The sequence below is a fragment of the Bradyrhizobium sp. LCT2 genome (genome assembly GCF_009931255.1).
Lineage (GTDB): Bacteria > Pseudomonadota > Alphaproteobacteria > Rhizobiales > Xanthobacteraceae > Bradyrhizobium > Bradyrhizobium diazoefficiens.
This window is the reverse complement of the sequence record NZ_CP034432.1, coordinates 814,844-838,189: the sequence shown is the minus strand read 5'-3', so window position 1 is coordinate 838,189 and position 23,346 is coordinate 814,844. Positions and strand designations below refer to the sequence as shown.

The window sequence follows — 23,346 nt, the reverse complement described above, 5'->3', positions numbered from 1 at the left end:
CGGGGCGGGTCACAGATGAAACGCAAGATCGCAGCGATTTTCGCAGCCGATATTGCCGGGTATTCGAGGCTGGTCGCGGAAGACGAGGAGGAGACGCTGCGGCGCCTGGCCTCCTACCGCGAAGTCATCGACGATTTCATCGCAAAGGCGAACGGTCGCATCTTCAACACCGCCGGCGATGCCGTGCTCGCGGAATTTCCGAGCGCGGTGGACGCGGTGCGCTGCGCGATCGACATCCAGGAGTCCTTGCGGACCCGCAACATGGCCTATCCGCCGAGCCGGCAGATGTCGTTCCGCATCGGCATCACCATCGGCGACGTGGTCGAGCGCAACGGCGATCTGCTCGGCGACGGCGTCAACATCGCCGCGCGGCTGGAAGGCCTCGCCGAGGTCGGCGGCATCTGCGTTTCCCGTGCCGTGCACGAGCAGGTCGCCAACAAGCTGTCGGTGCAGTTCGCCGATATCGGCGCGCAGGAGGTGAAGAACATCCCGACGCCGGTGCATGCCTACATGGTGGCGATGCGGCGCGAGGACGGCACCTATTCGAAGCCGCAGTTGAAGAAGCCCGCCTCCAGGCTCGCCGCCGCACCCGTGTGGATGTGGCCGCTGGTGGTGGCAGTCGTCTCGGTCGTTGCCATCGTTGTCACCGGCTTCCTCTACAACACCAAGCTCAAGCAGACGGCGACCGCCGTGGTGACGCCGGCCGCGAGACCCAGTGCCGCGCCGAGCGCGACGCCGACCCAGCTCGCAAAGGCGCAGGTAGCGCCGACGGCGCCGCCGAATGCCGGCGCTGCGATGGCGCCGATGCCCGCACCGTCGCCATCCGCCTCGCCGATGACGGGCAAGTTTGCTGCCGACAGCGTGCCCTTCATCAACGAGCGCATCCGCAACTATCTGGCCGGGGACTATTCCGCCGCCGGCGACTACAAGGCCTTCGCGCTCAATATCGGCGGCTTCACCGGTTCAGCGTTGAACCAGCCGAACGAGGAGGCCGCGCGCAACGCCGCGCTCGATCAGTGCCAGAAGCGCGCCGATGCCGCGCAATCGCCGCGGCGCTGCGAGCTCTATGCGGTCGGCAACAATGTCGTCTACACGCATGGCAAGCCGCCGATGCCGCCGTCTCCCTATTTTCGGCATGACGCGATGACCGAGCGAACCTTTGCGTCGAAGGACTTTCCGATGGTGCGCGATCCGCAAAAGGTCCGGCTCGAGAACATGTTCGTGCCGGCGGCGAAATCCCGGTCGGTCGCGCTCGGCCCGGGCGGACAATATTTCATGGTGCTGGGCGCATCATCGCCCGAGGAATCGGCGCGGCGTGCGCTGGAATCGTGCGGCGCGATCGCGGGCGTCGCCTGCATGATCGTCGCGGTGGACGATAATTTCGTCGTGCCGATTCCGACCCTGCTCAGGATCACCGGCTTCTTCCATGCTGCAAGCAATGCATCGATCGTGGCCGACGCCCGCGACGAGGTCGTGCGCAAGCTCGCGGATGGCATGGGCTGGAATGCCGTCGCCGTCGGCACCGCAGGACGCCCCGGCCTCGGCCTCAAGGCCGCGGACGAGCAGACCGCGGTCAATTCCGCGCTGGCCGATTGCGCGAGGCGCGACAGCGACTGCCACGTGATCGCGATCGGCCCGTTCACGGTCGGGCCGATCAACTAGCGCTTGCTCTGATTGGCCCGACGAACGCACCAACAAAGGTGCGTTCCCTCCCTCCTTGTGGGGGAGGGAACGAGAGAATCGTGCGGCCCTCACGCGCAAATTTCCGTCGAGAATGTCCCAATGATTTCAACCACCATTCTACTGTGCATGGGGTTGTTTTCGCAGTTTAGCTCGCGAAGGGCGCGAACTGCTGCGCCACGGCCCGATAGACCTCGCGGCGGAACGGCACCACGAGATCGGCGACGCGATCGAGCTGCTCCCAGCGCCACGCGTCGAATTCCGCGGGCTGCCCGTTCTGCGGCGTCAGCGGATCGATCTCGTCATCCTTGCCGGTGAAGCGCAGCGCGAACCATTTCTGGCGCTGGCCGCGAAACTTCGCCAGTCGATGCGTCTGCGGTCCGTCATAGGGCGGGAATTCGTAGGTGAGCCAGTCGGTCTCGCCGAGATATCTCGCGCTGACGACGTTGGTCTCCTCCCAGAGCTCGCGCATCGCCGCATCGCGCAGGTCCTCGCCCTCGTCGACGCCGCCCTGCGGCATCTGCCAGTCGAGACCCGGCAGGATGATCTCGGGGCCGTCGCCCTTGAAGCGGTGGCCGATCAGCACGCGGCCTTCGGCATTGAACAGCGCGATCCCGACATTGGGACGGTAGGGTTTGTTGTCGTTCGACATGCGGTCACTTCTCTGATCGTCATTCCGGGATGGTCCGAAAGACCAGCCCCGGAATTCCGAGATCCTGGGTTCGTGCTTCGCACGCCCCGGAGTGACCGTGCAAACTATTCCTCCGCCAGCGCGGAAAACTCCTTCACCACGCGCTCATAGACCGGGCGTTTGAAGGGGATGATCAACCCGGGAAGATTCTTCATCGGCTCCCAGCGCCAGCTGACGAACTCGGCCTTGTGGCCGCCGCCGGGGTTTTCGACATTGATCTCGCTGTCCTTGCCGGTGAAGCGCACCGCGAACCATTTCTGGCGCTGGCCGCGGTAGCGGCCCTTCCAGGCGCGGCCTGCGACGGTGCGCGGGATGTCGTAGATCAGCCAGTCCGGAACCTCGCCGAGCCGCTCGACCGAGCGCACGCTGGTCTCCTCATAGAGCTCGCGCTTGGCGGCCGCCCAGGTGTCCTCGCCGGGATCGACGCCGCCTTGCGGCATCTGCCAGACATGGGTGTCGTCGATATGTTCGATGCCACCGGCGCGGCGGCCGATGAACACCAGTCCCTTCGCGTTGATCAGCATCACTCCGACGCAAGTCCGGTAGGGCAGATCCTCGTAACGCGCCATTCCGCCAAACCTCTCGCGTGCTTCCGGCAGGGCATCTCGGCCCCGCGGGACCCGTACCGTACCAATTCGTTGATTTAGCTGGATTTTGATTTCAGCATCGCGGTTGTCAATGGCACCAAAAGGATACCCCGGTCGCCCAATGTCTTGGTCCAGGCGCCGATGCGCTCGATCGAGACGGGGAGGGCGGAGGCGGTGCCGATGGCCGTGCCGCGCTCGCGCGCCGCCGATTCGAGCTTGTTCAGGGCACGGTCGATCTCGGCCGGGGTCGGCACCACGTCGATCGCGATGTCGCCCTTGCCGAACGGCATCGCCTGGCTCGCTGCGGCCTGGGGCGCGATGCTGCGGGGCGAGGAGCCGTCGTCGAAGAAGCCGAGGCCGCGCTTGGCCGCCTCGCGGATGATCGGCTGCATCGCCGCGTCCGTCGCCACGAAGCGGGCGCCCATGAAATTGGTGATGCCGGCATAGCCCTGCATCCGGCTCAGGTGCCAGTACAGGCGGTCCATGTTCTGGTCGGCGCTGAGCGAGGTCAGCAGCGTCTGCGGGCCCGGGTCGTTGTCAGGGAAGTCGTAGGGCTCCATCGGGATCTGGAGGAAGATCTCGTGGCGCTGGGCGCGGGCCCGCTCGGCGAGTTTTCCTGGATCGGAGCCATAGGGCGTGAAGGCCAGCGTCACCGCGGCCGGCAGCTTCATGATCGCGTCGGTGGTCTTGGCGGCGCCGACGCCGAGCCCGCCGATCACGATCGCGACGACCGGCATCTTGGCGGCCTTGGCGCGGTCGGCGTCCGCCGCGTAGACGTTGAACGGCTTCGATCCGTCGGCGACCACCGGGATCATGCCGTAGCGCGACTTCTCCAGCAGCTTCGGGTCGATTCCGGCCATGACCGGCGGCGGTGCGGACGCCGCCTCGCCCTTGTCGGCGGCCTCGCCGGCGCCGATCACCACGTCGTGGCGCGCGCCGGTGGAGCCGTCGATCATGGTGACGGTCCTCTGCTCGCCGGGGGCGGCCTGCTTCGGCGCCTCCCTGGTCTCGTGCTTGCTCTCTTGCTTGCTGTCCTGGCCGTGGCCGGAGGCGGCCGGCTTCTCGTCCGTGGCTCTGGGCTCGCGGATCGCGATCCGGGTCATCGGCTCGCCGCCGAGCGGATCCTTGTTGAAGATGGCGAAGCCGGCAAAGGCGACGAGGAACAGGCCGAGCAGCATGGCGAGCGCCTGCATGGCCGTGAACGGCAGCCGCAGCCGGCGTTTCCGGCGCGGCTTGTCCTGTCCGAGCGGGGCGCTCAGATCATCGGCCGTTTCAGTCATGCGCGATCCCGAATCACTGCTGCCGACGATACCACGCCGAGGTCAAGCGGCGGCAGGCCGGGATAGGCCGGGGATGCCAGGAGATCCAAGCAAAAAAGGGCGGCTCCGGGAGCCGCCCTTTGCGTTGGATCGCGCGGGTCGGGCCGACTTAGTTCGCCGCTTTGGGCTTGTCGGTCGCGGCCTTGTCGGTACCCGGCGTGGGCGCCGCGGAGGCGCTGTTCTTGATGCCGTGGAGCAGGTCGTCGGCGAGCTTGAGCGCCTTGTCGTCCTTGGCGTCCGGCGGGACGTAGGACTGCGAGCCGGTCTTCTCGTCGCCGTCGTTCTTCAGATGGCCGCGCAGCGAAGCCTCGCCCTTGGTGTCGGTGCGCGACTTCAGCTCGTCCGGCACGTCCTGCAGCACTTCGATATCGGGCACGATGCCCTTGGCCTGGATCGACTTGCCCGACGGCGTGTAGTAGCGCGCCGTGGTCAGGCGCAGCGCGCCGTTGCCCGAGCCGAGCGGGATGATGGTCTGCACCGAGCCCTTGCCGAACGAGCGCGTGCCGACGATGGTCGCGCGCTTGTGGTCCTGCAGCGCGCCGGCGACGATTTCGGACGCCGAGGCCGAGCCGCCATTGACCAGTACGATGACCGGCTTGCCCTTGGTGAGGTCGCCCGCATGCGCGGTGCGGCGCTGGGTCTCCTCGGCATTGCGGCCGCGGGTCGACACGATCTCGCCCTTCTCCAGGAACGAGTCGGAGACGGTGACCGCTTCCTCGAGCAGGCCGCCCGGATTGTTGCGCAGGTCGATGATGTAGCCCTTCAGCTTGTCGCCGATCTGATTCGAGAGGTTGGCGACCTCGCGCTTCAGGCCTTCGGTGGTCTGCTCGTTGAAGGTGGTGATGCGGATATAGGCGATGTCGTCGGCCTCGATGCGGGCGCGCACCGAGCGGACGCGGATGTTGTCGCGCACCAAGGTGACGTCGAGCGGATTGTCCTGGCCCTTGCGGATGATCTTGAGCTTGATCTTGGTGTTGACCGGACCGCGCATCTTCTCGACCGCCTGGTTCAGGGTCAGGCCCTGCACCGCTTCGTCGTCGAGATTGGTGATGATGTCGTTGGCCATGATGCCGGCGCGCGAGGCCGGTGTGTCGTCGATCGGCGAGACGACCTTGATCAGGCCGTCTTCCATCGTGACCTCGATGCCGAGGCCTCCGAACTCACCGCGGGTCTGCACCTGCATGTCGCGGAAGCTCTTGGCGTCCATGTAGCTCGAATGCGGATCGAGGCCGGTGAGCATGCCGCTGATGGCGGATTCGATCAGCTTGGTGTCGTCGGGCTTCTCGACATAGTCGGAGCGCACGCGCTCGAAGACGTCGCCGAACAGATTGAGCTGGCGATAGGTGTCCGCGGTGGCGGCCCGCGCGCTGGAGCCCATGAAGACCGCGCGCGGCTGGGTCACGAACAGCGTCAGCGCCGCACCGGTGGCCGCGCTGAGGAGGATAACTGAAGTCTTGCGCATCATCCGCGAACCTTCTCGCCTTCATTTGCGGCCCACCATGGGCCTGGATCGATTGGAGTGCCGTCTTTGCGGAACTCGACATACAGCACAGGTTGACTCGCGTTCGTGGCGAGAATGGAGGCGACTTGAGAGGTCGACCCCATGGTCGCGACCGGCTCCCCCGTGAGCACAAACTGTCCGATGTTGACCGAAATGCGCTCCATCCCGGCGATCAGGACATGATACCCGCCCCCGGCGTTGAGGATCAAGAGTTGTCCATAACTGCGGAACGGGCCGGCATAGACCACCCAGCCATCACACGGCGTCGTGACCTGGGAGCCCGGCTTGGTGGCCAGCGAAATGCCCTTCTGGACCCCGCCGACCCCATCGGAACCGCCAAAGTCCCTGATCTTGTTACCGTTAACCGGAAGCGGCAGCAGGCCCTTGGCCGAAGCGAAGGCGATCGCGGGGCTGGTCCGGGACCGGTCCTTGAAAGCGCCCGGGCCCGACTTGGCGCCGGCGGCCGCTTTTGCCTCCGCCTGCCTGGCGGCCTCGGCTGCCTTCTCCGCCGCCTTGGCGGCGCTTTGCAGGTCCTGCTCCATCTTGGCGATCAGGCCCTGGAGATCGCCGACCTGCCTTGAAAGCATGATGGCGCGCGAGTTCTCGGCATCGAGGTCCTTTTCGCGCGCGGCCTGCTGGCGCTGCCGTTCGTCGACCAATGCGGCGAGCCGGCTCTGGTCGTTGCGGACCCTGTCGCGATCGGAGGCGAGCTGGTCGCGTTCGGTGGCGATGTTCTTGCGCAGAGCCACGAGCTCGCCGAGCTCGCTCGCGATTTTTTCGGCGCGGCCGCGCAGTTCCGGCACGACGGCGCCGAGCAGCATCGCCGTGCGCAGCGATTGCAACGCGTCCTCGGGCCGCACCAGCAGCGCGGGCGGCGTACGCCGGCCGGCGCGCTGCAAGGCCGCCAGTACCTCGACGATGTCGGCGCGGCGCGAATCAAGCGAGGTGCGCATCGCCTGCTCGCGGCCGTTGAGCGTCTTCAGCCGCGCTTCGGCTTCGTCGATCTTGGTCTCGACGGAGCGCACATTGGCGGCGGTGTCGATCAGCTGCTGGTTGAGCTGGGTGCGGTCCTGGCCGAGCGAGGTGATCTCGGCCTTGAGCTTGGCCTGCGCCTCCTCCGCGCTCTTCTGCCTGGCGCGCGCGGCCTCCAGCTCCTGCTCGCGCTGCTTGATCGCATCGGGCGAGACGGCTGCCGTCTGCGGTGCCGGCGTCTGAGCTTGCGCGAGGCTTGCGCCCAAGACACTTGCATCCAAGACACTTGCGCCTGAGACGCTCGCGATCAGCAGCAGGTTGAGGACAGGCGCTCGCATCGCTTTAGGCAAAGGTGCTCGTTGTGGCGCGGATCACGCGCGGTGATAGGGGTGGCCGGCCAGGATGGTGGCGGCCCGATAAAGCTGTTCCAGAAGCATGACGCGGACCATTTGGTGCGGCCAGGTCGCAGAGCCGAACGCGATCGCGAGCTTGGCCTTACGGCGCAATTCGGGCGAAAGTCCGTCCGCCCCTCCGATCACGAAGATAGTATGACCGGCACCCTCGTCGCGCCAGCGCCCGAGATGCCGTGCGAATACGGTGGAATCGAGATTCTGGCCGCGTTCGTCCAGCGCCACCAGGATCGACTTGTCCGGGATATGCGCGCCGATCGCCGCAGCCTCTTCGGCCATCCGCGTCGCGGCGTCGCGCGCGCGGCTCTCGGGAATTTCGTGGATCGACAGCTCGCGGAATCCGAGCTTGCGGCCGGCCTCATCGAACCGCTCGAAATAGCGGTCGGCAAGCTCCCGTTCGGGGCCCTGCTTCAGCCGGCCCACCGCAATGACAGCAACACGCATGTGTTCAGAGTCGTGTTTTCGAGGCCGCGCGCATCTCGCGCGCGCACGACGCTAGCATGCGCGTCAGCCGATTCGAAATCGGCTCTTTGAGCCTCTAGATCGCCTTCGCCGCCCCTGGGCCCTGCGTGTACAATCTCTCGAGATTGTAGAACTCGCGGACCTCGGGTCTGAACACGTGCACGATCACATCGCCGGAATCGATCAGCACCCAGTCGCAATTGGGCAAGCCCTCGACGTGGATGTTCTTGATGCCGGTTTCCTTGAGGCTCTTCGTGACGTTTTCCGCGATCGCGCCGACGTGCCGGTTGGCCCGGCCCGTTGTGACGATCATGTAGTCGGAGTACGCCGATTTGCCGCGAAGGTCGATGGTGACCGTCTCTTCCGCCTTCATGTCCTCGAGGCGGGAGAGGATCAGGCTCAGCGTCTTGTCGGCGTCGGGTTGCGCCTTCAAGGCCGCAGCTTTGGTCGATGTTTTACGCGTAGGCTTAGCAACCTTGGGTAAAACAGACTTGGACAATACAGATGTGGCCAGGGACCATTCCTTTCACTGTATCGCGAGAGCCGAATCCGACCCTCGCGGGTTACACTACATCATGTGGGGTTAAGGGTTTCAATATGCCAGAGAGCCCCGATCCGCACAGTCTGTCTCACTTCGTACCTTTCCAGCTCCCGTCCGGGTTCCGCAGGCCCGTCGAGGACAGGTTCAGCTTCAGTCCGGTGAGGAAGACCCAGGCCGGCGCCGGTCGATCCGCCAGCAACGCCGCCTCGTTCTCGGGGAGGCGGTAGCGCGATAGTGCCTTGGCGGCAGGAGAGGCGAGGGCACGAAAACTCTGCGGCGGGCGATCGATGACCGCGATCGGCACCTGGCCGGCGATGCGCCGCCAGTCCTGCCAACGGTGGAATTGAGCGAGGTTGTCGGCGCCCATGATCCAGACAAAGCGCAGGCCGCGGAGACGGCGGCGCAAGGTGTTGATCGTGTCGATAGTGTAGCGCGTGCGAATGACGGATTCGAGACAGCTCACCTCGATCCTGGGATCGTTGGCGACGTCGCGCGCGGCCTGCATGCGCGCGCCGAGTTCATGCAGCGTGCCGTTCTCCTTCAGCGGGTTGCCGGGCGTGACCAGCCACCAGACGCGATCGAGTTGCAATCGCTTGAGCGCGAACTGACTGATCGCGCGATGGGCCTGATGCGGCGGATTGAAGGAGCCGCCGAGCAGGCCGACGCGCATGCCCGGGGTCGAGGGCGGTATCGCTTGCGCCACGAAACGCGGCACGACGAAATTGTTGCTCAATTGCCCGCGCCTCGCGACGTTATCTACGGCCGCGTCTGCCCGGTGCCGTGAACGCGATATTTGAAGCTCGTCAACTGCTCGGCGCCGACAGGTCCCCGGGCGTGAAAGCGGCCGGTGGCGATGCCGATCTCGGCACCGAAGCCGAACTCGCCGCCATCGGCAAACTGCGTCGAGGCGTTGTGCAGCACGATCGCGGAATCGACTTCGCTCAGGAATTTCTTCGCAGCGGCCTCGTTCTCGCTCACGATCGCATCGGTGTGATGCGAGCCGTGGTTCTGGATATGCGCGATCGCGCCGTCGACGCCGTCCACCACCTTCGCCGCGATGATCGCGTCGAGATATTCGGTGTCCCAATCGTCGTCGTTCGCAGGCTTTACGCGCGCGTCTGTCTTCTGCACGACGTCGTCGCCGCGCACTTCGCAGCCGGCCTCGATCAGCATCTCGACCAGCGGCTTCAGGCTCGTCGCAGCAGCCGCGCGATCGACCAGCAGCGTCTCGGCTGCGCCGCAGACGCCGGTGCGCCGCATCTTGGCGTTGAGCACGATCGACTTCGCCATGGCGAGGTCGGCGCTGGCATCGACATAGACGTGGTTGACGCCTTCGAGATGCGCGAACACCGGCACGCGCGCCTCCTGCTCGACGCGCGCGACGAGGCTCTTGCCGCCGCGCGGCACGATGACGTCGATCGCGCCGTTCAACCCCGACAGCATCATGCCGACCGCCGCACGGTCGCGCGTCGGCACCAGCGTGATCGCAGCCTCGGGGAGGCCCGCTTCGCGCAGGCCCTGCACCAGGCATTCGTGGATGGCGCGGCAGGAGCGGAAACTGTCGGAGCCGCCGCGCAGGATCACGGCATTGCCGGACTTCAGGCACAGCACGCCGGCATCCGCTGCGACGTTCGGCCGGCTTTCGAAGATCACGCCGACGACGCCGAGCGGCACGCGCACGCGCTCGATGGTCATGCCGTTCGGCCGCTGCCAGCTCTCGGTGACGATTCCGACCGGATCGGCGATGCCGCGCACGATGCCGATGCCCTCGGCCATGCTCTCCACACGCGCCGGTGTCAGCGTCAGGCGGTCGATGAAGGACGCGGTCATGTTGCTGGAGGCGCGAGCCTCAGCGACGTCCTCGGCATTGGCGGCGAGAATCGGAGCCGCGTTCGCGCGGATCGCCCGCTCCATGGCCTCCAGCGCCCGGTTCTTCTGCTCCGGCGGCGCCAGCGCCAGCACGCGCGCGGCAGCGCGGGCTTGGGCGGCGAGATCGGACATCAGCGCCTGGAGATCGGCATTGCCGTCAACGGCTTTGAGGGGGGCGGCCATGGGGTTTCAACCTTCTGCTAAGACGGTGTCCTAGCACGGAAATCCCGCTTTTGCGAAGGGCGGGGAGGGTATGGCAGGTCTCCCCAGCCGCGCGACGGCTGGGTCATTGGCCCAGCCCCGACGTTGTGGCGGGCTTGTCCATGTTTTCCTTGGGCGTCATTCCGGGGCGATGCGGAGCATTGAACCCGGAATCTCGAGATTCCGGCTCTGGTCCTTCGGACCATCCCGGAATGACGGAGCAACGGGTTTACCCGCCCACCACCAGATCGTCACGGTGGATCATCTCTGCGCGGCCGCTGATGCCGAGGATGGTCATCACATCAGGGGAGGAGCGGCCCTTGATGCGTTCGGCGTCGTCGGCGTCATAGGCGATCAGGCCGCGACCGATCTCGCTCGTATCGGGGCCGCGCACGATCACGGCATCGCCGCGGGCGAACTGGCCCTCGACCTTGATCACGCCGGCCGGCAGCAGGCTGGCGCCGGCACGCAGCGCCGTCACCGCGCCGGCGTCGATCGTCAGCGTGCCCTTCGGCTCCAGCGTGCCCGCGATCCAGCGCTTGCGCGAGGTAATGGGATTGGCCGGCGTCAGGAACCAGGTGCAGCGGCCGCCATCGGCGATCGCCCGGAGCGGATGCTCGATCTTGCCGGAGGCGATCAGCATATGCGTGCCGCCGGTGGTCGCGATCTTGGCCGCCTCGACCTTGGTGCGCATGCCGCCGCGCGAGAGCTCGGACTCGGCGTCGCCCGCCACCGCCTCGATCTCCGAGGAGATGCTGTCGACGACGGGAATGAGCTTTGCGTTCGGGTTGTTCTTCGGCGGCGCGTCGTAGAGCCCGTCGATATCGGAGAGCAGCACCAGGAGATCGGCGCTCGCCATGGTCGCGACGCGCGCGGCGAGGCGGTCGTTGTCGCCGTAGCGGATCTCGGTGGTGGCGACCGTGTCGTTCTCGTTGATCACGGGGATGGCGCGCCACTCCAGGAGCTTGCCGATGGTGGAGCGCGCATTGAGATAGCGGCGGCGCTCCTCGGTATCCTGGAGCGTCACGAGAATCTGCCCGGCGTCGATGCCGTGGGCCCCTAGCACCTCCGACCAGATCCGCGCCAGCGCGATCTGTCCGACGGCCGCGGCGGCCTGGCTCTCCTCCAGCTTCAGCGGGCCGCGCGGCAGCTTGAGCCGGCTGCGGCCGAGCGCGATCGAGCCCGAGGAGACGACGAGGACGTCGCGTCCCTCCTTGTGCAGCTTGGCCATGTCGTCGGCAAGCGCGGCGAGCCAGGACGTCCGCACCTCGCCCTTGTCGGAATCGACCAGCAGCGCGGAGCCGACCTTGACGACGATGCGGCGGAATTGACTGAGTTCGGGGCTGGCCATGTGTGTATGTGTTGGCGCGTGTGACGAATTGCTCGGGTTCGGGAACGGCGGAGCAAACAAGCGGCTCCGATAAGGCCTGCTTTTGCAGCAGGACGATGGCCGGCGCAAGGCGGCTGGCCCGGTAAACGGCGCAACGTGGCTTGGTCTTCGGCCTTGTCTTGAGCGCGGGGGCGGTTCTAATGCCGGCAACCAATAACGGGCTGGAAGGGGAAACGTATGGATCGCCGCAAATTCATGGCCGGATGTCTTGGAGGAGGTCTTGGGCTGCCGCTGCTGGCAGAGGCGGGCGGGGCGCAAGCGCAGGCGGGGCTTTCAAAAATCATCTTTCCGTTCGCGGCGGGCGCCGGCGGCGACACGCTGTGCCGGCTGATCGCGCAGGAGATGGCGCCGGTGCTGCAAAGGACCATCGTGGTCGAGAACCGCACTGGCGGCGACGGCCTGATCGGCATCAAGGCGGTGAAGGGTGCGAACTCCGATGGCAGCATGGTGCTGGTGACGACGGGCCCCACCATGTATCTGCTGCCGATGGTGGAGACGACGCCGAGCTTCGACACGGCCAAGGATTTCATGCCGGTGTCGCTGCTGGCGCGGTTCGAATTCGCCGTCGTGATCGGCCCGGCGATCGATGCTGCCGATTTCAAGTCATTCGTGGCCTGGCTGAAGGCGCATCCGGACAAGACGTCGTTCGGGGTGCCGAGCAACGGCACCATTCCGCATTTCATGGGCTCCAAGCTCGAGAAGGATCTCGGCATTCCCCTGACCCGCGTGCCCTATCGCGGCAGCGCGCCGATCCTCAACGATCTCATCGGCGGCCATCTGTCGTTCGGCATCGTGACATTGGCCGATGCGCTGCCGCAGCACCGCGCCAAGGGCGTGAAGGTCATCGCGGTCTCGAGCGCGGAACGGTCGCCCTTCGCGCCGGAGGTGCCGACGCTGAAGGAGAGCGGCATCGCTCTCGTTGCGGATGCCTGGTACGGCATGTGGCTTCCCGCCGGCAGCCCGCCGGAATTCGCCAGCAAGCTCGGCGCCGCCGCGAGCGCTGCCCTCGCCAAGGCCGAGGTGAAGGAGAAGCTCACTGCGATCGGACTGATCCCGGTCGGCAGCAGCCCGGATGAGCTGACCAAGGAGCTCGCCGCCAACACGGCGTTCTGGCAGCCGATCGTGAAGGCGACGGGATACAAGATCGAGAATTGAATTCTTCTCCCTCTCCCTGCTTGCGGGGAGAGGGTCGGGGTGAGAGTCTCCGCGGGGACGGTGGCAGTTGGACTCGCGGAGAGTCCCCCTCACCCGGATCGCATCTGACGATGCGATCCGGCCTCTCCCCGCAAGCGGGGAGAGGCGAAGACAGACTCAAAGCTTCGCGCGCTGCGCGATGCCGTCCTTGATCGCTGCAAGCTCGGCCTCGTCCCAGATGCCGATCAAAACGCCGCCCTTCACCTGGAGCTGGTTGTCGGCATAAGCCGCGATCTTCTCGCGCGGCGTGGTGATGTGGTCGTTGGGATGCAGCGCCCAGTCGAACAGCTCGGCCTGCAACCGCGCGATGATGCCGGCGCAATCAGGATCATCGCCGCGATCCAAAAACTCTTCCGGATCGGTCTCGAGATCGTACAGCATCGGACGGAAGCCCGAGGCGTGGATGTATTTCCAGCGGCCGTCGAACACCATGAACAGGCGGCAGCGCTCGATCGGCTGATTCAGTTTCAGTCGCACGTCCTGCATAGCGTAGTCGTATTCGGAGAACGCGACCTTGCGCCATTCCGGCTTTTCGCCGCGCAGCAGCGGCAGCAACGAGCGTCCTTCGAGAATGTGGCCCGGCACCTTGCCGCCGAAATAATCGACGAAGGTCGGCGCAAGATCGATGCCCTCCACCAGCGCGTCGCTGCGCGTGCCGCGCGTGGCGTCGGCTTCCCGGGAGGGATCGATGATGATCAGCGGAATCTTTGCCGACTGCTCGTGGAACAGATCCTTCTCGCCCATCCAGTGATCGCCGAGATAGTCGCCATGATCGGAGGTGAACACGATCATGGTGGTGTCCAGCAGGCCGCGCTCTTCCAGGAATCTCATCAGCGCGCCCATCTGGTCGTCGATCTGCGTGATCAGGCCCATATAGGTCGGGATCACCTTCTCGCGAGCGTCGTCGCGCGCCATGTTGCGGGAGTAGCGCATGTCCATATAGGCGCCGAACACCGGATGCGGATTCTGGCGCTCGCGCTCGGAGCGGATCACCGGGATCATGTCATCGGTCGAATACATGCTGGCGTAGGGTTCGGGCGCGATGTAGGGCCAGTGCGGCTTGATGTAGGACAGATGCAGGCACCACGGCTTGCCGTCGGTCTCGGCCTCACTGATGAAGTCCATCGCGCGCCGCGTCATGTAGGGCGTCTCGGAATGCTCCTCCGGCACCCGCGCGGCCTTGTCGGCATGCACCAGCAGCCAGCCGTTCTGCAAACTGCCGTCTTCCGCCGCACCTGAATTCGCCCAATGCTCCCAGGGATTGGTGGCTTCGAATCCCTGCTTGCGCAGATATTCATCGTATTTCGGGCGCGGCCGTCCCGTCGGGTGCAGGCCGTCGTCGCGCTCGTAAGGCTCGAAACCGCATTCGGCGACATGCACGCCGATCATCGACTCCGGCGGGATGCCGAGCGCCTTCATGCCTTCGAGGTCGGGCGCCATGTGGGTCTTGCCGACCAGCACATTGCGCACGCCGATCTTCTTGAGGTGATCGCCGAGCGTGGGCTCGCCGACGCGCAGCGGCCAGCCGTTCCAGTGCGAGCCGTGCGAGCGCATGTAGCGGCCGGTGTAGAACGACATCCGCGAGGGCCCGCAGATCGGCGACTGCACGTAGGCCTTGCTGAAGAGCACGCCGCGCTTCGCCATGGCGTCGATGTTGGGCGTCTTCAGCGTGGGATGGCCGGTGCAGCCGAGATAGTCATAGCGAAGCTGGTCGCACATGATCCAGAGAACGTTCTTCGCGCGCGCCATGCGTCATCCCTGTCGTTTCTTGCTTGTTTAATGCTGCGCTATTAGAGCGCCGGTGACAACCTGCCAGTGATGCGGGTGCCCGCAACCTACACTCCAATGTCGTCCCGGCGAAGGCCGGGACCCATACTCCTCAGGAGATGTTATGGCGCGAGATGGCAATGACCAATCTTCGCCAAATCGCATTCGGTGGTTATGGGTCCCGGCATTCGCCGGGACGATCCAGGGGAGATAGTTTAAGCCGACCAGGGCTCGGCTTCGGCGGCGCTCTTCGCCTTGGCGGACACCGGGGCCTCGCCGATCACTGCGACCAGCGCGCGCAACGCTTCCTTGACGCCCTCTCCGGTCGCGGCGGAGAGCAGCAGCGGCGTCTTCTTGGCGGCGCGCTTCAGCCGGTCCTTCTGCTTCTTGAGCTCGTCCGGCTCGACCGCGTCGATCTTGTTCAGCGCGACGATCTCGATCTTGTCGGTGAGCAGGCCGCCATAGGCATCGAGCTCTGTGCGCACGGTCTTGTAGGCCTTGCCGGCGTGCTCGCAGGTCGCATCGACGAGATGCAGCAGCACGCGGCAGCGCTCGACATGGCCGAGGAAGCGGTCGCCGAGGCCCGCGCCTTCATGCGCGCCCTCGATCAGACCGGGAATGTCGGCCAGCACGAATTCGCGGCCGTCGGCATTCACGACGCCGAGCTGCGGATGCAGCGTGGTGAAGGGATAGTCGGCGATCTTCGGCTTGGCCGCGCTGACCTTGGAGAGGAAGGTCGACTTGCCTGCATTGGGGAGGCCGACGAGGCCCGCATCCGCGATCAGTTTCAGCCGCAGCCAGATCCAGCGCTCCTCGCCGGGCTGGCCGGGATTGGCGTTGCGCGGCGCGCGGTTGGTCGAGGATTTGAAATGCGCGTTGCCGAAGCCGCCATTGCCGCCCTCGGCGAGCACGAATTTCTCGCCGACATTGGTGAAGTCGTGGATTAGCGTCTCGCGGTCTTCATCGAAGATCTGCGTGCCCATCGGCACCTTCAGCACGATGTTCTTGCCGTTGGCGCCGTGACGGTCCGAGCCTGCGCCATTCTCGCCCTTCTGGGCCTTGAAATGCTGCTGGTAGCGGTAGTCGATCAGCGTGTTGAGCCCGTCCGCGACCTCGATGACGACGTTGCCGCCGCGGCCTCCATTGCCGCCGGAGGGGCCGCCGAATTCGATGAACTTCTCGCGGCGGAACGCCACGCAGCCGTTCCCACCGTCACCGGAGCGGATATAGACCTTTGCTTCGTCGAGGAATTTCATGGGCCATAGGTAGGCCAGCCGGTCCCCCGCGGCAACCCGGACTTACCCGCAAACCGGCCGAAATTCCGCGAATTTCGCCCCTTGCTTAACCCAAGACGACATCAGAGGGGCCGTCGCCGGATCAGGAATTTCTGCGTGCCCTCCAGCACCAGCTCCTTGCGCTGGTTGAACACGGTGCTTTTGAGCGTCACCACGCCGGTCGAGCGTCCCGGCGCGAGCTCCGTGACCTCGAGCGCGGGATAGATGGTGTCGTCGGCGAACACGGGTTTGAGGAACCGGCTCGATTGCTCGAGGAAGCCGACCAGGGAGTCCTCGACCATGAACGGAAACAGGCCGGCGCCGGGCGCGGTGTGGATCAAGGTCTGGAAGCCGTGGGCGAGCAGATGCGGCATGCCGCGGCTGCGGCAATATTCCACGTCGTAATGCACGGGGTGGGTGTCGCCGCTCGCGGTCTGGAACGCCGCGAACACCGCCGAGGTCTGGGTCCGGCTCGGCAGCACGAAGCGTTCGCCGACGACGAAATCCTCAAACCAGCGTTGCGTGGGGATCATGCGGTGCCGGGCCGGATCGAAGTCGGTCATGTCAAAGCTCTCTTTGTCGATGAGGCGCCTATCGCTACCGCGACGCGAAGAGTGCGACAATCCGTTCAATTCGGCGGTGGCGGGCTTGTCCCAGTCGCTCACGTCATTAAAACGACCGCAAGCGACGCTAATCGCGGGTTTTCCGTGCTCTCTCCGCCCGTCATTGCGAGGAGCGAAGCGACGAAGCAATCCAGACTGCCGCGGTGGAGACAGTCTGGATTGCTTCGCTTCGCTCGCAATGACGACCTCTCACACTCCGACTCGTTTCAATGCCCTTCTTCAAGAACCTCTCCGCCTATGACGACCGCTCCGCGCGCCTCGCCGGCATTGCGCTGATGGTGCTGTCGATCTTCATGTTTTCGTTCGGCGACGCCATGGGCAAGTTCCTGGTGGGGACCTATTCGGTGGGGCAGCTGCTGTTCCTGCGCGCCTGCGCGGCGCTGTTGCTGCTGTCGCCGCTGATCTGGCGGCAGCGTCGCCAGTTCCTGCATCTGGAGCGGCCGCGCTTGCAGCTGTTCCGCGTCGTGCTCTCGACGCTGGAAGTGGCGGCCTTCTTCCTTGCGACGGTCTATCTGCCGCTCGCCGACGTCATCACGTACTACCTCGCCGGCCCCATCTTCGTCACCGCGATGTCGGCGATCTTCCTGGGCGAGAAGGTGGGTTGGCGGCGCTGGACGGCGATTTTGATCGGTTTCTGCGGCGTCGTGATCGCGCTGCGGCCGTCGGCGCAGACCGTCAGCCTGCCGGCGCTGATCGCGCTCGGCGGCAGCCTGTCCTTTGCAACCCTGATGCTGATCACCCGCAGCCTGCGCAAGACCCCCGACATCGTGATGGCGTCCTCGCAATTCGTCGGCACGTTTTCGCTGGGTGCGGTGCTGTCGGCATTCCATTGGGTGCCGCCGACATCAGGCAGCCTCGTCATCTTCGCCCTGGCCGGATGCATCTCGGTGACGGCGCTGTTCTGCGTCAACCGGTCCCTCAAGCTCGCGCCGGCCAGCGTCGTCGTGCCCTATCAATATTCGATGATCGTCTGGGCCGTGATCTTCGGCTTCGTCGTGTTCGGCGACGTGCCGTCGATAGCAACGATCGTCGGCGCCGCCATCATCATCGGCGCCGGGTTCTATATCTACTTGCGTGAGCGCGATTTGGGGCGCCCGAGCAACGAGGTAAATCCGCCGGCGTAGCCACAACGTCGTCCCGGGGCGCGCACAGCGGCGAGCCCGGGACCCATACCCACAGGGAGTGGTTTGACGAAGACTCGGAGTGGGCGCTTCGCCTCGCACTTCTCCCTGGGATTATGGGTCCCGGGCTCGCGACTTCGTCGCGCCCCGGGACGACAGTGTCGATTGTGGCGCGGCCTGCGCCCTACCTCACCCGTCTTGCGCTGCTCCAGCTCTTCAGCGACGCCCACACCCCGCGCGACAGGCGGAAGCAATCGACGGGCGTGGACGAGCCCAGCGCCAGGAAGCGGTGCAGCTGGACGCCGCTCCACTGGAAGCCGCACTTCTCCAGCACCTTGCGCGAGGCGGGGTTGGTGACGCGCGCACCGGCATAGAGGTGGTCGTCCTCGAACTCCTCGAAGAAGAAGTCGATCGCGCCGCGTGCGGCCTCGGTGGCGAAGCCCTGGCCCCAATGCTCGACGCCGAGCCAGTAGCCGAGCTCGGCATTGTCGGGCTTCGAGCAGTCGATCCCGACCATGCCGACCGGCCCGCTGTCGTGCTCGATCAGGAATACGGTCTCGCTGCCGATCTCGGCGGTGGCACGGACGAATTCGATGGCGTCGTCCTGCGAATAGGGATGCGGCAGGCGGCGCGTGTTCTCGGCGACGCGGCGATCATTGGCGAGCCGGGCGATGGTCCTGACGTCGGCGAGGGTCGGCCGCCGCAAGGTCAGCCGTTCGGTGGCGACGACATCAGGTCTCGCCTCCCGCAAGGTGGTGCTCGAAAAATCCTGCAACATGTCCGGCTCCGTCGAAGTCACTAAGACAAAACGAAAGGGGAGGCCGGTTTCCCGCCTCCCCTGGAGCCTATTTGTGGACTCCGCCGGTTTGGTCAGGACCCGGCGGACTCCAAATTTGATCCACCGTCTATTCAGCCGCCTCTGCGATCGGGAGTACCGATACGAATGTGCGGCCGTTGGCTTTGGCTTGGAACGTGACGCGACCCTCGATCTTGGCGAACAAAGTGTGGTCCGTGCCCATGCCGACATTAAGGCCGGGATGCCAGGTGGTGCCGCGCTGACGCGCAATGATGTTGCCGGGAATCACAACTTCCCCGCCGAACGCCTTGATGCCGAGGCGCTTGCCCTTTGAATCGCGACCGTTGCGCGATGAACCGCCTGCTTTTTTGTGAGCCATGGCTCGTCTCCGAAATCCTGAGTAGTTCTAGATCAATTCCTTGACGGAATCATTTCATAATTTCTCACGCATCAATTCGTGAATTGGCGTGATCAATTTATGCGGCGGCGTCTTCCTTGGCCGCTTCCTTGGCGACCTTCTCCTTCTTCGGACGCGGCCCCTTTGTGGGCTTGGCGTTGTCCGTCAGGATCTCGCTGACGCGCAGCACCGTGATCTCGTCGCGGTAGCCGCGCTTGCGGCGCGAATTCTTGCGGCGGCGCTTCTTGAACGCGATGACCTTGGGGCCGCGCTTGTGGTCGAGCACCTCGACCGCAACGGACGCGCCGGCCACCGTGGGCAGACCCAGGATCGGCGTGTCGCCGCCGACCACCAGAACTTCATTCAGCTGCACGATCGAGCCGACTTCGCCTTCGATCTTGCCTACTTCCAGGACATCATCCGGAGCGACGCGGTACTGCCGGCCGCCGGTTTTGATGACTGCGAACATCGTTGTTTTCCTTCGTGTTCAATCCCGGCCTCGCGACAGTCTGTCGGGGCCGGCTTTTTGTCAGTCGCTATGGGTTTATGCGAGTTTTGTGCGGGTGGGAGCTATCCCTTTGAAAACCCACGCAAAAACAAGCGGCGCGAGAAACGCCCCGCGCCGGGTGTGGGACTTATAGCCGCCGGACGCCGCAAGTCAAGGAAAACCGCTGAAAAAGGCCCGGATTTGAAGGATTTGGCCGCCCGCCCGTCCGCCGATTCTCCCCCGGCGTTGCAACCAACGGGTTCCCGCGCCGTTGTCCCCCAGATTTCGCAAGCGGGCAAGGGTCCCATGGCAACGGACGAACTGGTCGCGACGACGGGCATTGCGCAGCACGGCGCGAGCCGCCTGCCGTCGGTGGACGTCGACAGTTTCAACATCGAGATCAAGGACGAGGACGGTTTTCTCGGCGACCGCGCCAGCAAGGGCGCGTTCCGCGAGATCCTCGACCGCTGGCGCAAGCCGCTGCGCAAGACCGGCGAGGACCCGTTCGGCAAGGAGCCCTCGGACCAGATCAGCAAGAAGACGCTGGATGCGATCCTGATCGGCGACGACACCGAGGCCTCGGCGCTGGTCCACAGCGCGATCGAGGATTTCGCCCAGCAGCTCGCCCATGTCACCCGCCGCTTCCTCAAGACCAAGGCCTGGGCCAAGACCGAGCGCATTGTGGTCGGCGGCGGTTTTCGCGATTCCAGGCTCGGCGAGCTCGCGATCGCGCGCACCCAGATCATCCTCAAAGCCGAGGATTTCAAGATCGACATGGTGCCGATCCGCGCCCATCCCGATGAGGCGGGCCTGATCGGCGCGCTGCATCTGGCGCCATCATGGATCTTCGAGGCTCATGACAGCATCCTCGCCGTCGATATCGGCGGCACCAACATCCGCTGCGGCCTGGTGGAAACGAGCTGGAAAAAGGCAAAAGACCTGTCGAAGGCCAAGGTCGTGAAATCCGAGCTATGGCGTCATGCCGACGACGAGCCGACGCGCGAAGGCGCGGTGAAGCGGCTCACCAAGATGCTGAAGGGGCTGATCGCCGAGGCCGAGACCGAAGGCTTCAAGCTCGCGCCCTTCATCGGCATCGCCTGTCCCGGCGTGATCGACGCAGACGGCTCGATCGAGAAGGGCGCGCAGAACCTGCCGGGCAATTGGGAGAGCAGCAAGTTCAACCTGCCGGCGAGCCTGATCGAGGGCATTCCCGAGATCGGCGAGCACGACACCGCGATCCTGATGCACAATGACGGCGTGGTTCAGGGCCTCTCCGAGGTGCCGTTCATGCAGGATGTCGAGCGCTGGGGCGTGCTCACCATCGGCACGGGCCTCGGCAATGCGCGCTTCACCAACCGCCGCAAGGACAATGGGAAAGACCGTGATTCTACCGAGAATGGGAAGAAAAAGGCCAAGTCTGACAAGGAGTAACCTTGACTGGTTAGGTTAAGGGACGGATTGCGTTGCGGTGCATGGGGCACCCGCTACGGTCGAATCTGTCGCCTCACCTGGCCGGCGAAGCCGCCCTTCCCGGTCAGTATTGCAATGAGCGGCACGGGACCGCCAGTGTTTACCGCGTCTGGCGGTCCCACCCCCTTCTCTAAAGCATGATGAGACTGGACTCGTGCTCCGACGAGGGTGCGTTCCCTCCCCCCTTGTGGGGGAGGGTTAGGGAGAGGGGTAGCCCAGGAAAAGGTGACGGTTGTTGGATGATATGGCGTGGTGCGCGACGGAGAGAATCCCCGTGTGGCACCCCCCCCTCCCGTTCCCTCCCCCACAAGGGGGGAGGGAACGGAGAGAGCGCTGCTGTCGGACAAGCGCGATCGACTTCAACCCATCCGCTCCAGCTTCCCTGTCTTCAACTCCAGCCGACGCGCTGAAAGAACGCCGCGATCTCCGCGGCCGCGTGGTCGGGATTTTCCCGATGCGGGAAGTGGCCGGCGCCGGGAAACATCGCGAGATCGAGCGCGCTGAACGTCTCGCCGAGCCGGTCGGTCCACGCATAGGGAAACAGCGGATCGTGCTCGGCCCAGCGGACGCAGGTCGGCACGTCGATCGGCGGAAGCTGTGGAGCTTCGCCCTTCATCATCGCGACGCGCCCGGCATGCGAGGCGCGATAATGCGCAAAGCCGCCGGCAAGGTTGCCCACCCTAGAGAAATTGTCGACGAAGGCGTCGAGGACGTCGTCGAAGGCGTCTTTTCGATGCGCCCAGCCCTTCAGGAAGTGACTGATATAGAGCCGGCAGCTCTCGCGGCTCGCGCCGACGAGCCGCACGGCCATCTCCATCTGGTGGAAGGACTGGTACCAGATGTGGTTGAGCCGGTCGGGCGCCGCCATGCGCGGTCCGATGCCGAGATAGACGAAATCGAAGAAGAAGAGACCGGCGAGCCGCCCCGGTGCCTGCCGCGCCAGGGGCTGCATCACGGCGCCGCCGACATCGTGGCCGACCACGGCGAATCGCTCGATGCCGAGCCCCTCCATCAGCGCAAGCATGTCGGCGGCATGGCCGTCCGGCCCGTAAGGCCCGTCAGGCTTGTCGCTGTCGCCAAAGCCGCGCAGGTCGGGCGCGATCAGCATGAAGCGATCGGCCAGCCGTGCCATCACCGGCTCCCAGGTCAGCCAGAATTCCGGCCAACCATGCAGCAAAAGCAGCGGTTTGCCCTTTCCAGCGCGAACCAGGTGGAAATTGGCGCCATTGGCCTTGATCGTCAGATGCTCCATCGCGGTTCCTCCCGAAGGCTGGGATGGGGTTGAAAGAGGCAGCGGATTTTCCCCTTTCGCGCCTTGTCTGGCCCGTCATCCTCGCCTATTAACGCCCCCAACCACAGGGGCCCTGCTCCTTACTTGGCGCCTTCAGGAGAGGTGGCAGAGTGGTTGAATGCACCGCACTCGAAATGCGGCATAGGTGCAAGCCTATCGGGGGTTCGAATCCCTCCCTCTCCGCCATATCAATCGGCCTCAAAGCCTCGCCTCAAGCACTGAATCCTCAAGATCGCAGCAGCTTCTGGTGTCGCCTCCAGGGGACCGCAATCCGACACCGCACTTGCGGCGGGGCGGCAAGCTTCTCCACAATGTCCGTCATGACAGCCCGCCCCGAGGACCCGACGGATGACGGCCAAAATCGATCTGCTGACGCTGCAGCTCTTCGTGGCGATCGTTGAGGAGCAGAGCATCGCGAAGGCGGCGGAGAAGAAGAACATCGCCGCGTCCGCGGTCAGCCGGCGCATCTCGGATATCGAGGACCGTTTCCAGGTCGAGCTGCTGCATCGCCATTCGAAGGGGATCGAGCCGACGCCGGCCGGCTTTGCCTTGCTCGAGCATGCCCGCATCGTCCTTGGAAACCTGAGCCGGCTCGAGACCGAATTGACCGGATACCGGCAGGGCAAGCGCGGGCTGATCCGGGTCTGCGCCAACAAGTCCGCGATCCTCGAAGCTCTCGCCGACGAGCTCAGCCTGTTCCTGGAGCGGCATCCGCTGGTGCATATCGACATCGAGGAGGATCTAAGCCCCGCGATCGTGCGCGCGGTGATGGAGAACCGGGCCGACATCGGCATTTTCGGCGGCAACATCGACGCACAGGATCTGGAGCTGCTGTCCTATCGCAGCGACAGCCTGGTCGCGCTGGTCACGCGCGACCATCCGCTGGCCGGTCGCAGCAGCGTTCGCTTCCGCGAGCTGGTCGATTTCGACTTCGTCAGCCTGGAGAAGGGCAGCTCGATCGAGACGCTGTGTGTCAGGGCGGCGGCCGCTCTCGGGCAGCACCTGAAGGTGCGCATCCGCGTCAGCAGCTTCGATGCGCTGTTCCGCGTCATCGATGCCAGGATGGGGGTCGGGGTCGTGCCGCTCGAGATCGTTCGCGGCCGCTACGGTGTCGACAGCCTCGTCACCGTCGCGCTCGATGAGTCCTGGGCGCGACGCGAGCTGGTCATGGGCGTGCGCGACTACAAATCGTTGCCGCCGGTGATGAAGCTGCTGGTGGACCATTTGCGGACCCAGGATGATACGGGTCTCACCACGAGCAGCGTCTCCGACCGGCTGACGGTCGTCCGCAGCAGGGGCTGAC

The 23,346-nt window shown here is 65.2% G+C and carries 22 protein-coding genes and 1 tRNA gene; 6 read left to right on the top strand and 17 right to left on the bottom strand.

Annotated features, from left to right (window positions below):
• Positions 1 to 15: 15 nt before the first annotated feature.
• Positions 16 to 1,662 (top strand): adenylate/guanylate cyclase domain-containing protein, encoded by a 1,647-nt coding sequence (locus tag EI171_RS04665; RefSeq protein ID WP_161532721.1) that lies wholly within the window; start codon positions 16 to 18, stop codon positions 1,660 to 1,662.
• A 166-nt stretch (positions 1,663 to 1,828) separates the two neighbouring features.
• Here EI171_RS04665 and EI171_RS04660 read toward each other — a convergent pair whose 3' ends face one another.
• The 10 genes from EI171_RS04660 to proB all read right to left on the bottom strand — a co-directional run bounded on the left by EI171_RS04660 (position 1,829) and on the right by proB (position 11,584).
• Positions 1,829 to 2,332 (bottom strand): RNA pyrophosphohydrolase, encoded by a 504-nt coding sequence (locus tag EI171_RS04660; protein ID WP_161532720.1) that lies wholly within the window; start codon positions 2,330 to 2,332, stop codon positions 1,829 to 1,831.
• A gap of 104 nt (positions 2,333 to 2,436) precedes the next feature.
• Entirely contained in the window at positions 2,437 to 2,940 is a 504-nt protein-coding gene (locus tag EI171_RS04655) for an RNA pyrophosphohydrolase (protein WP_011083268.1), read from the bottom strand.
• Between the two features lie 74 nt (positions 2,941 to 3,014).
• Entirely contained in the window at positions 3,015 to 4,238 is a 1,224-nt protein-coding gene (locus tag EI171_RS04650) for a divergent polysaccharide deacetylase family protein (RefSeq protein WP_161532719.1), read from the bottom strand.
• Positions 4,239 to 4,386: 148 nt separating this feature from the next.
• Positions 4,387 to 5,742, bottom strand: a complete 1,356-nt coding sequence (locus tag EI171_RS04645) for a S41 family peptidase (RefSeq protein ID WP_011083266.1) — start codon at positions 5,740 to 5,742, stop codon at positions 4,387 to 4,389.
• The gene (locus EI171_RS04640; protein WP_028174859.1) at positions 5,739 to 7,088 is read right to left on the bottom strand and encodes a murein hydrolase activator EnvC; all 1,350 of its coding nucleotides are present in this window, start codon (positions 7,086 to 7,088) and stop codon (positions 5,739 to 5,741) included. The genes EI171_RS04645 and EI171_RS04640 overlap by 4 nt, the downstream gene beginning before the upstream one ends.
• A gap of 33 nt (positions 7,089 to 7,121) precedes the next feature.
• Positions 7,122 to 7,604: a 23S rRNA (pseudouridine(1915)-N(3))-methyltransferase RlmH gene (gene rlmH, locus EI171_RS04635; protein ID WP_028174858.1), complete on the bottom strand. Its 483-nt coding sequence runs from the start codon at positions 7,602 to 7,604 to the stop codon at positions 7,122 to 7,124.
• Positions 7,605 to 7,698: 94 nt separating this feature from the next.
• Positions 7,699 to 8,055: a ribosome silencing factor gene (rsfS, locus tag EI171_RS04630; protein WP_027523570.1), complete on the bottom strand. Its 357-nt coding sequence runs from the start codon at positions 8,053 to 8,055 to the stop codon at positions 7,699 to 7,701.
• A gap of 196 nt (positions 8,056 to 8,251) precedes the next feature.
• A complete protein-coding gene (locus EI171_RS04625; protein WP_038965055.1) occupies positions 8,252 to 8,896 on the bottom strand; it encodes a nicotinate-nucleotide adenylyltransferase in 645 nt (214 codons plus the stop codon).
• 23 nt (positions 8,897 to 8,919) lie between these two features.
• Positions 8,920 to 10,215 (bottom strand): glutamate-5-semialdehyde dehydrogenase, encoded by a 1,296-nt coding sequence (locus EI171_RS04620; protein WP_060909729.1) that lies wholly within the window; start codon positions 10,213 to 10,215, stop codon positions 8,920 to 8,922.
• A 247-nt stretch (positions 10,216 to 10,462) separates the two neighbouring features.
• A complete protein-coding gene (proB, locus tag EI171_RS04615; protein WP_028174855.1) occupies positions 10,463 to 11,584 on the bottom strand; it encodes a glutamate 5-kinase in 1,122 nt (373 codons plus the stop codon).
• Positions 11,585 to 11,800: 216 nt separating this feature from the next.
• Between proB and EI171_RS04610 the strand changes: the two genes are divergently transcribed.
• Positions 11,801 to 12,778: a Bug family tripartite tricarboxylate transporter substrate binding protein gene (locus EI171_RS04610; protein ID WP_028174854.1), complete on the top strand. Its 978-nt coding sequence runs from the start codon at positions 11,801 to 11,803 to the stop codon at positions 12,776 to 12,778.
• Between the two features lie 156 nt (positions 12,779 to 12,934).
• Here EI171_RS04610 and EI171_RS04605 read toward each other — a convergent pair whose 3' ends face one another.
• The 3 genes from EI171_RS04605 to EI171_RS04595 form a co-directional block, all read right to left on the bottom strand.
• Positions 12,935 to 14,566, bottom strand: coding sequence for an alkaline phosphatase family protein (locus EI171_RS04605; protein WP_161532718.1), 1,632 nt, complete (start codon positions 14,564 to 14,566; stop codon positions 12,935 to 12,937).
• A 233-nt stretch (positions 14,567 to 14,799) separates the two neighbouring features.
• Positions 14,800 to 15,840, bottom strand: coding sequence for a GTPase ObgE (gene obgE, locus EI171_RS04600; protein ID WP_161532717.1), 1,041 nt, complete (start codon positions 15,838 to 15,840; stop codon positions 14,800 to 14,802).
• A 101-nt stretch (positions 15,841 to 15,941) separates the two neighbouring features.
• Positions 15,942 to 16,421 (bottom strand): MaoC family dehydratase, encoded by a 480-nt coding sequence (locus EI171_RS04595; protein WP_161532716.1) that lies wholly within the window; start codon positions 16,419 to 16,421, stop codon positions 15,942 to 15,944.
• Between the two features lie 269 nt (positions 16,422 to 16,690).
• On the opposite strand from EI171_RS04595, the gene EI171_RS04590 reads away from it, so the two are divergent.
• Entirely contained in the window at positions 16,691 to 17,605 is a 915-nt protein-coding gene (locus EI171_RS04590) for a DMT family transporter (RefSeq protein WP_161532715.1), read from the top strand.
• 181 nt (positions 17,606 to 17,786) lie between these two features.
• On the opposite strand, the gene EI171_RS04585 is transcribed toward EI171_RS04590, so the two are convergent.
• From EI171_RS04585 to rplU, 3 genes are all read right to left on the bottom strand, one after another.
• Positions 17,787 to 18,380 carry a GNAT family N-acetyltransferase gene (locus EI171_RS04585; RefSeq protein ID WP_161532714.1) on the bottom strand — a complete coding sequence of 198 codons (594 nt, stop codon included), beginning with the start codon at positions 18,378 to 18,380 and terminating at the stop codon, positions 17,787 to 17,789.
• A gap of 127 nt (positions 18,381 to 18,507) precedes the next feature.
• Complete coding sequence (gene rpmA / locus EI171_RS04580) at positions 18,508 to 18,777, bottom strand: 50S ribosomal protein L27 (protein ID WP_011083253.1); 270 nt, start codon at positions 18,775 to 18,777, stop codon at positions 18,508 to 18,510.
• A 97-nt stretch (positions 18,778 to 18,874) separates the two neighbouring features.
• Positions 18,875 to 19,264: a 50S ribosomal protein L21 gene (gene rplU, locus EI171_RS04575; protein WP_060909734.1), complete on the bottom strand. Its 390-nt coding sequence runs from the start codon at positions 19,262 to 19,264 to the stop codon at positions 18,875 to 18,877.
• A gap of 324 nt (positions 19,265 to 19,588) precedes the next feature.
• On the opposite strand from rplU, the gene EI171_RS04570 reads away from it, so the two are divergent.
• Positions 19,589 to 20,713: an ROK family protein gene (locus EI171_RS04570; protein ID WP_161532713.1), complete on the top strand. Its 1,125-nt coding sequence runs from the start codon at positions 19,589 to 19,591 to the stop codon at positions 20,711 to 20,713.
• Between the two features lie 427 nt (positions 20,714 to 21,140).
• Here the strand turns inward: EI171_RS04570 and EI171_RS04565 are convergent, their stop codons facing one another.
• Positions 21,141 to 22,004: an alpha/beta fold hydrolase gene (locus tag EI171_RS04565; RefSeq protein ID WP_161532712.1), complete on the bottom strand. Its 864-nt coding sequence runs from the start codon at positions 22,002 to 22,004 to the stop codon at positions 21,141 to 21,143.
• 135 nt (positions 22,005 to 22,139) lie between these two features.
• Here EI171_RS04565 and EI171_RS04560 point away from each other — a divergent pair.
• Both EI171_RS04560 and EI171_RS04555 read left to right on the top strand, forming a co-directional pair.
• Positions 22,140 to 22,229, top strand: a tRNA-Ser gene (locus tag EI171_RS04560).
• Positions 22,230 to 22,391: 162 nt separating this feature from the next.
• Positions 22,392 to 23,345: a LysR family transcriptional regulator gene (locus EI171_RS04555; RefSeq protein ID WP_161532711.1), complete on the top strand. Its 954-nt coding sequence runs from the start codon at positions 22,392 to 22,394 to the stop codon at positions 23,343 to 23,345.
• Position 23,346: the final 1 nt, after the last annotated feature.

Coding starts and splice junctions, on each gene's coding strand:
- EI171_RS04640 (WP_028174859.1), bottom strand. CDS start 7,088: ATGCGAGCGCCTGTCCTCAACCTGCTGCTGATCGCGAGCGTCTCAGGC.
- EI171_RS04645 (WP_011083266.1), bottom strand. CDS start 5,742: ATGATGCGCAAGACTTCAGTTATCCTCCTCAGCGCGGCCACCGGTGCG.
- EI171_RS04665 (WP_161532721.1), top strand. CDS start 16: ATGAAACGCAAGATCGCAGCGATTTTCGCAGCCGATATTGCCGGGTAT.
- EI171_RS04610 (WP_028174854.1), top strand. CDS start 11,801: ATGGATCGCCGCAAATTCATGGCCGGATGTCTTGGAGGAGGTCTTGGG.
- EI171_RS04655 (WP_011083268.1), bottom strand. CDS start 2,940: ATGGCGCGTTACGAGGATCTGCCCTACCGGACTTGCGTCGGAGTGATG.
- EI171_RS04650 (WP_161532719.1), bottom strand. CDS start 4,238: ATGACTGAAACGGCCGATGATCTGAGCGCCCCGCTCGGACAGGACAAG.
- EI171_RS04660 (WP_161532720.1), bottom strand. CDS start 2,332: ATGTCGAACGACAACAAACCCTACCGTCCCAATGTCGGGATCGCGCTG.
- EI171_RS04555 (WP_161532711.1), top strand. CDS start 22,392: ATGACGGCCAAAATCGATCTGCTGACGCTGCAGCTCTTCGTGGCGATC.
- EI171_RS04565 (WP_161532712.1), bottom strand. CDS start 22,004: ATGGAGCATCTGACGATCAAGGCCAATGGCGCCAATTTCCACCTGGTT.
- rlmH (WP_028174858.1), bottom strand. CDS start 7,604: ATGCGTGTTGCTGTCATTGCGGTGGGCCGGCTGAAGCAGGGCCCCGAA.
- EI171_RS04620 (WP_060909729.1), bottom strand. CDS start 10,215: ATGGCCGCCCCCCTCAAAGCCGTTGACGGCAATGCCGATCTCCAGGCG.
- rplU (WP_060909734.1), bottom strand. CDS start 19,264: ATGTTCGCAGTCATCAAAACCGGCGGCCGGCAGTACCGCGTCGCTCCG.
- EI171_RS04590 (WP_161532715.1), top strand. CDS start 16,691: ATGCCCTTCTTCAAGAACCTCTCCGCCTATGACGACCGCTCCGCGCGC.
- EI171_RS04595 (WP_161532716.1), bottom strand. CDS start 16,421: ATGACCGACTTCGATCCGGCCCGGCACCGCATGATCCCCACGCAACGC.
- rpmA (WP_011083253.1), bottom strand. CDS start 18,777: ATGGCTCACAAAAAAGCAGGCGGTTCATCGCGCAACGGTCGCGATTCA.
- EI171_RS04585 (WP_161532714.1), bottom strand. CDS start 18,380: ATGTTGCAGGATTTTTCGAGCACCACCTTGCGGGAGGCGAGACCTGAT.
- EI171_RS04605 (WP_161532718.1), bottom strand. CDS start 14,566: ATGGCGCGCGCGAAGAACGTTCTCTGGATCATGTGCGACCAGCTTCGC.
- proB (WP_028174855.1), bottom strand. CDS start 11,584: ATGGCCAGCCCCGAACTCAGTCAATTCCGCCGCATCGTCGTCAAGGTC.
- EI171_RS04570 (WP_161532713.1), top strand. CDS start 19,589: ATGGCAACGGACGAACTGGTCGCGACGACGGGCATTGCGCAGCACGGC.
- obgE (WP_161532717.1), bottom strand. CDS start 15,840: ATGAAATTCCTCGACGAAGCAAAGGTCTATATCCGCTCCGGTGACGGT.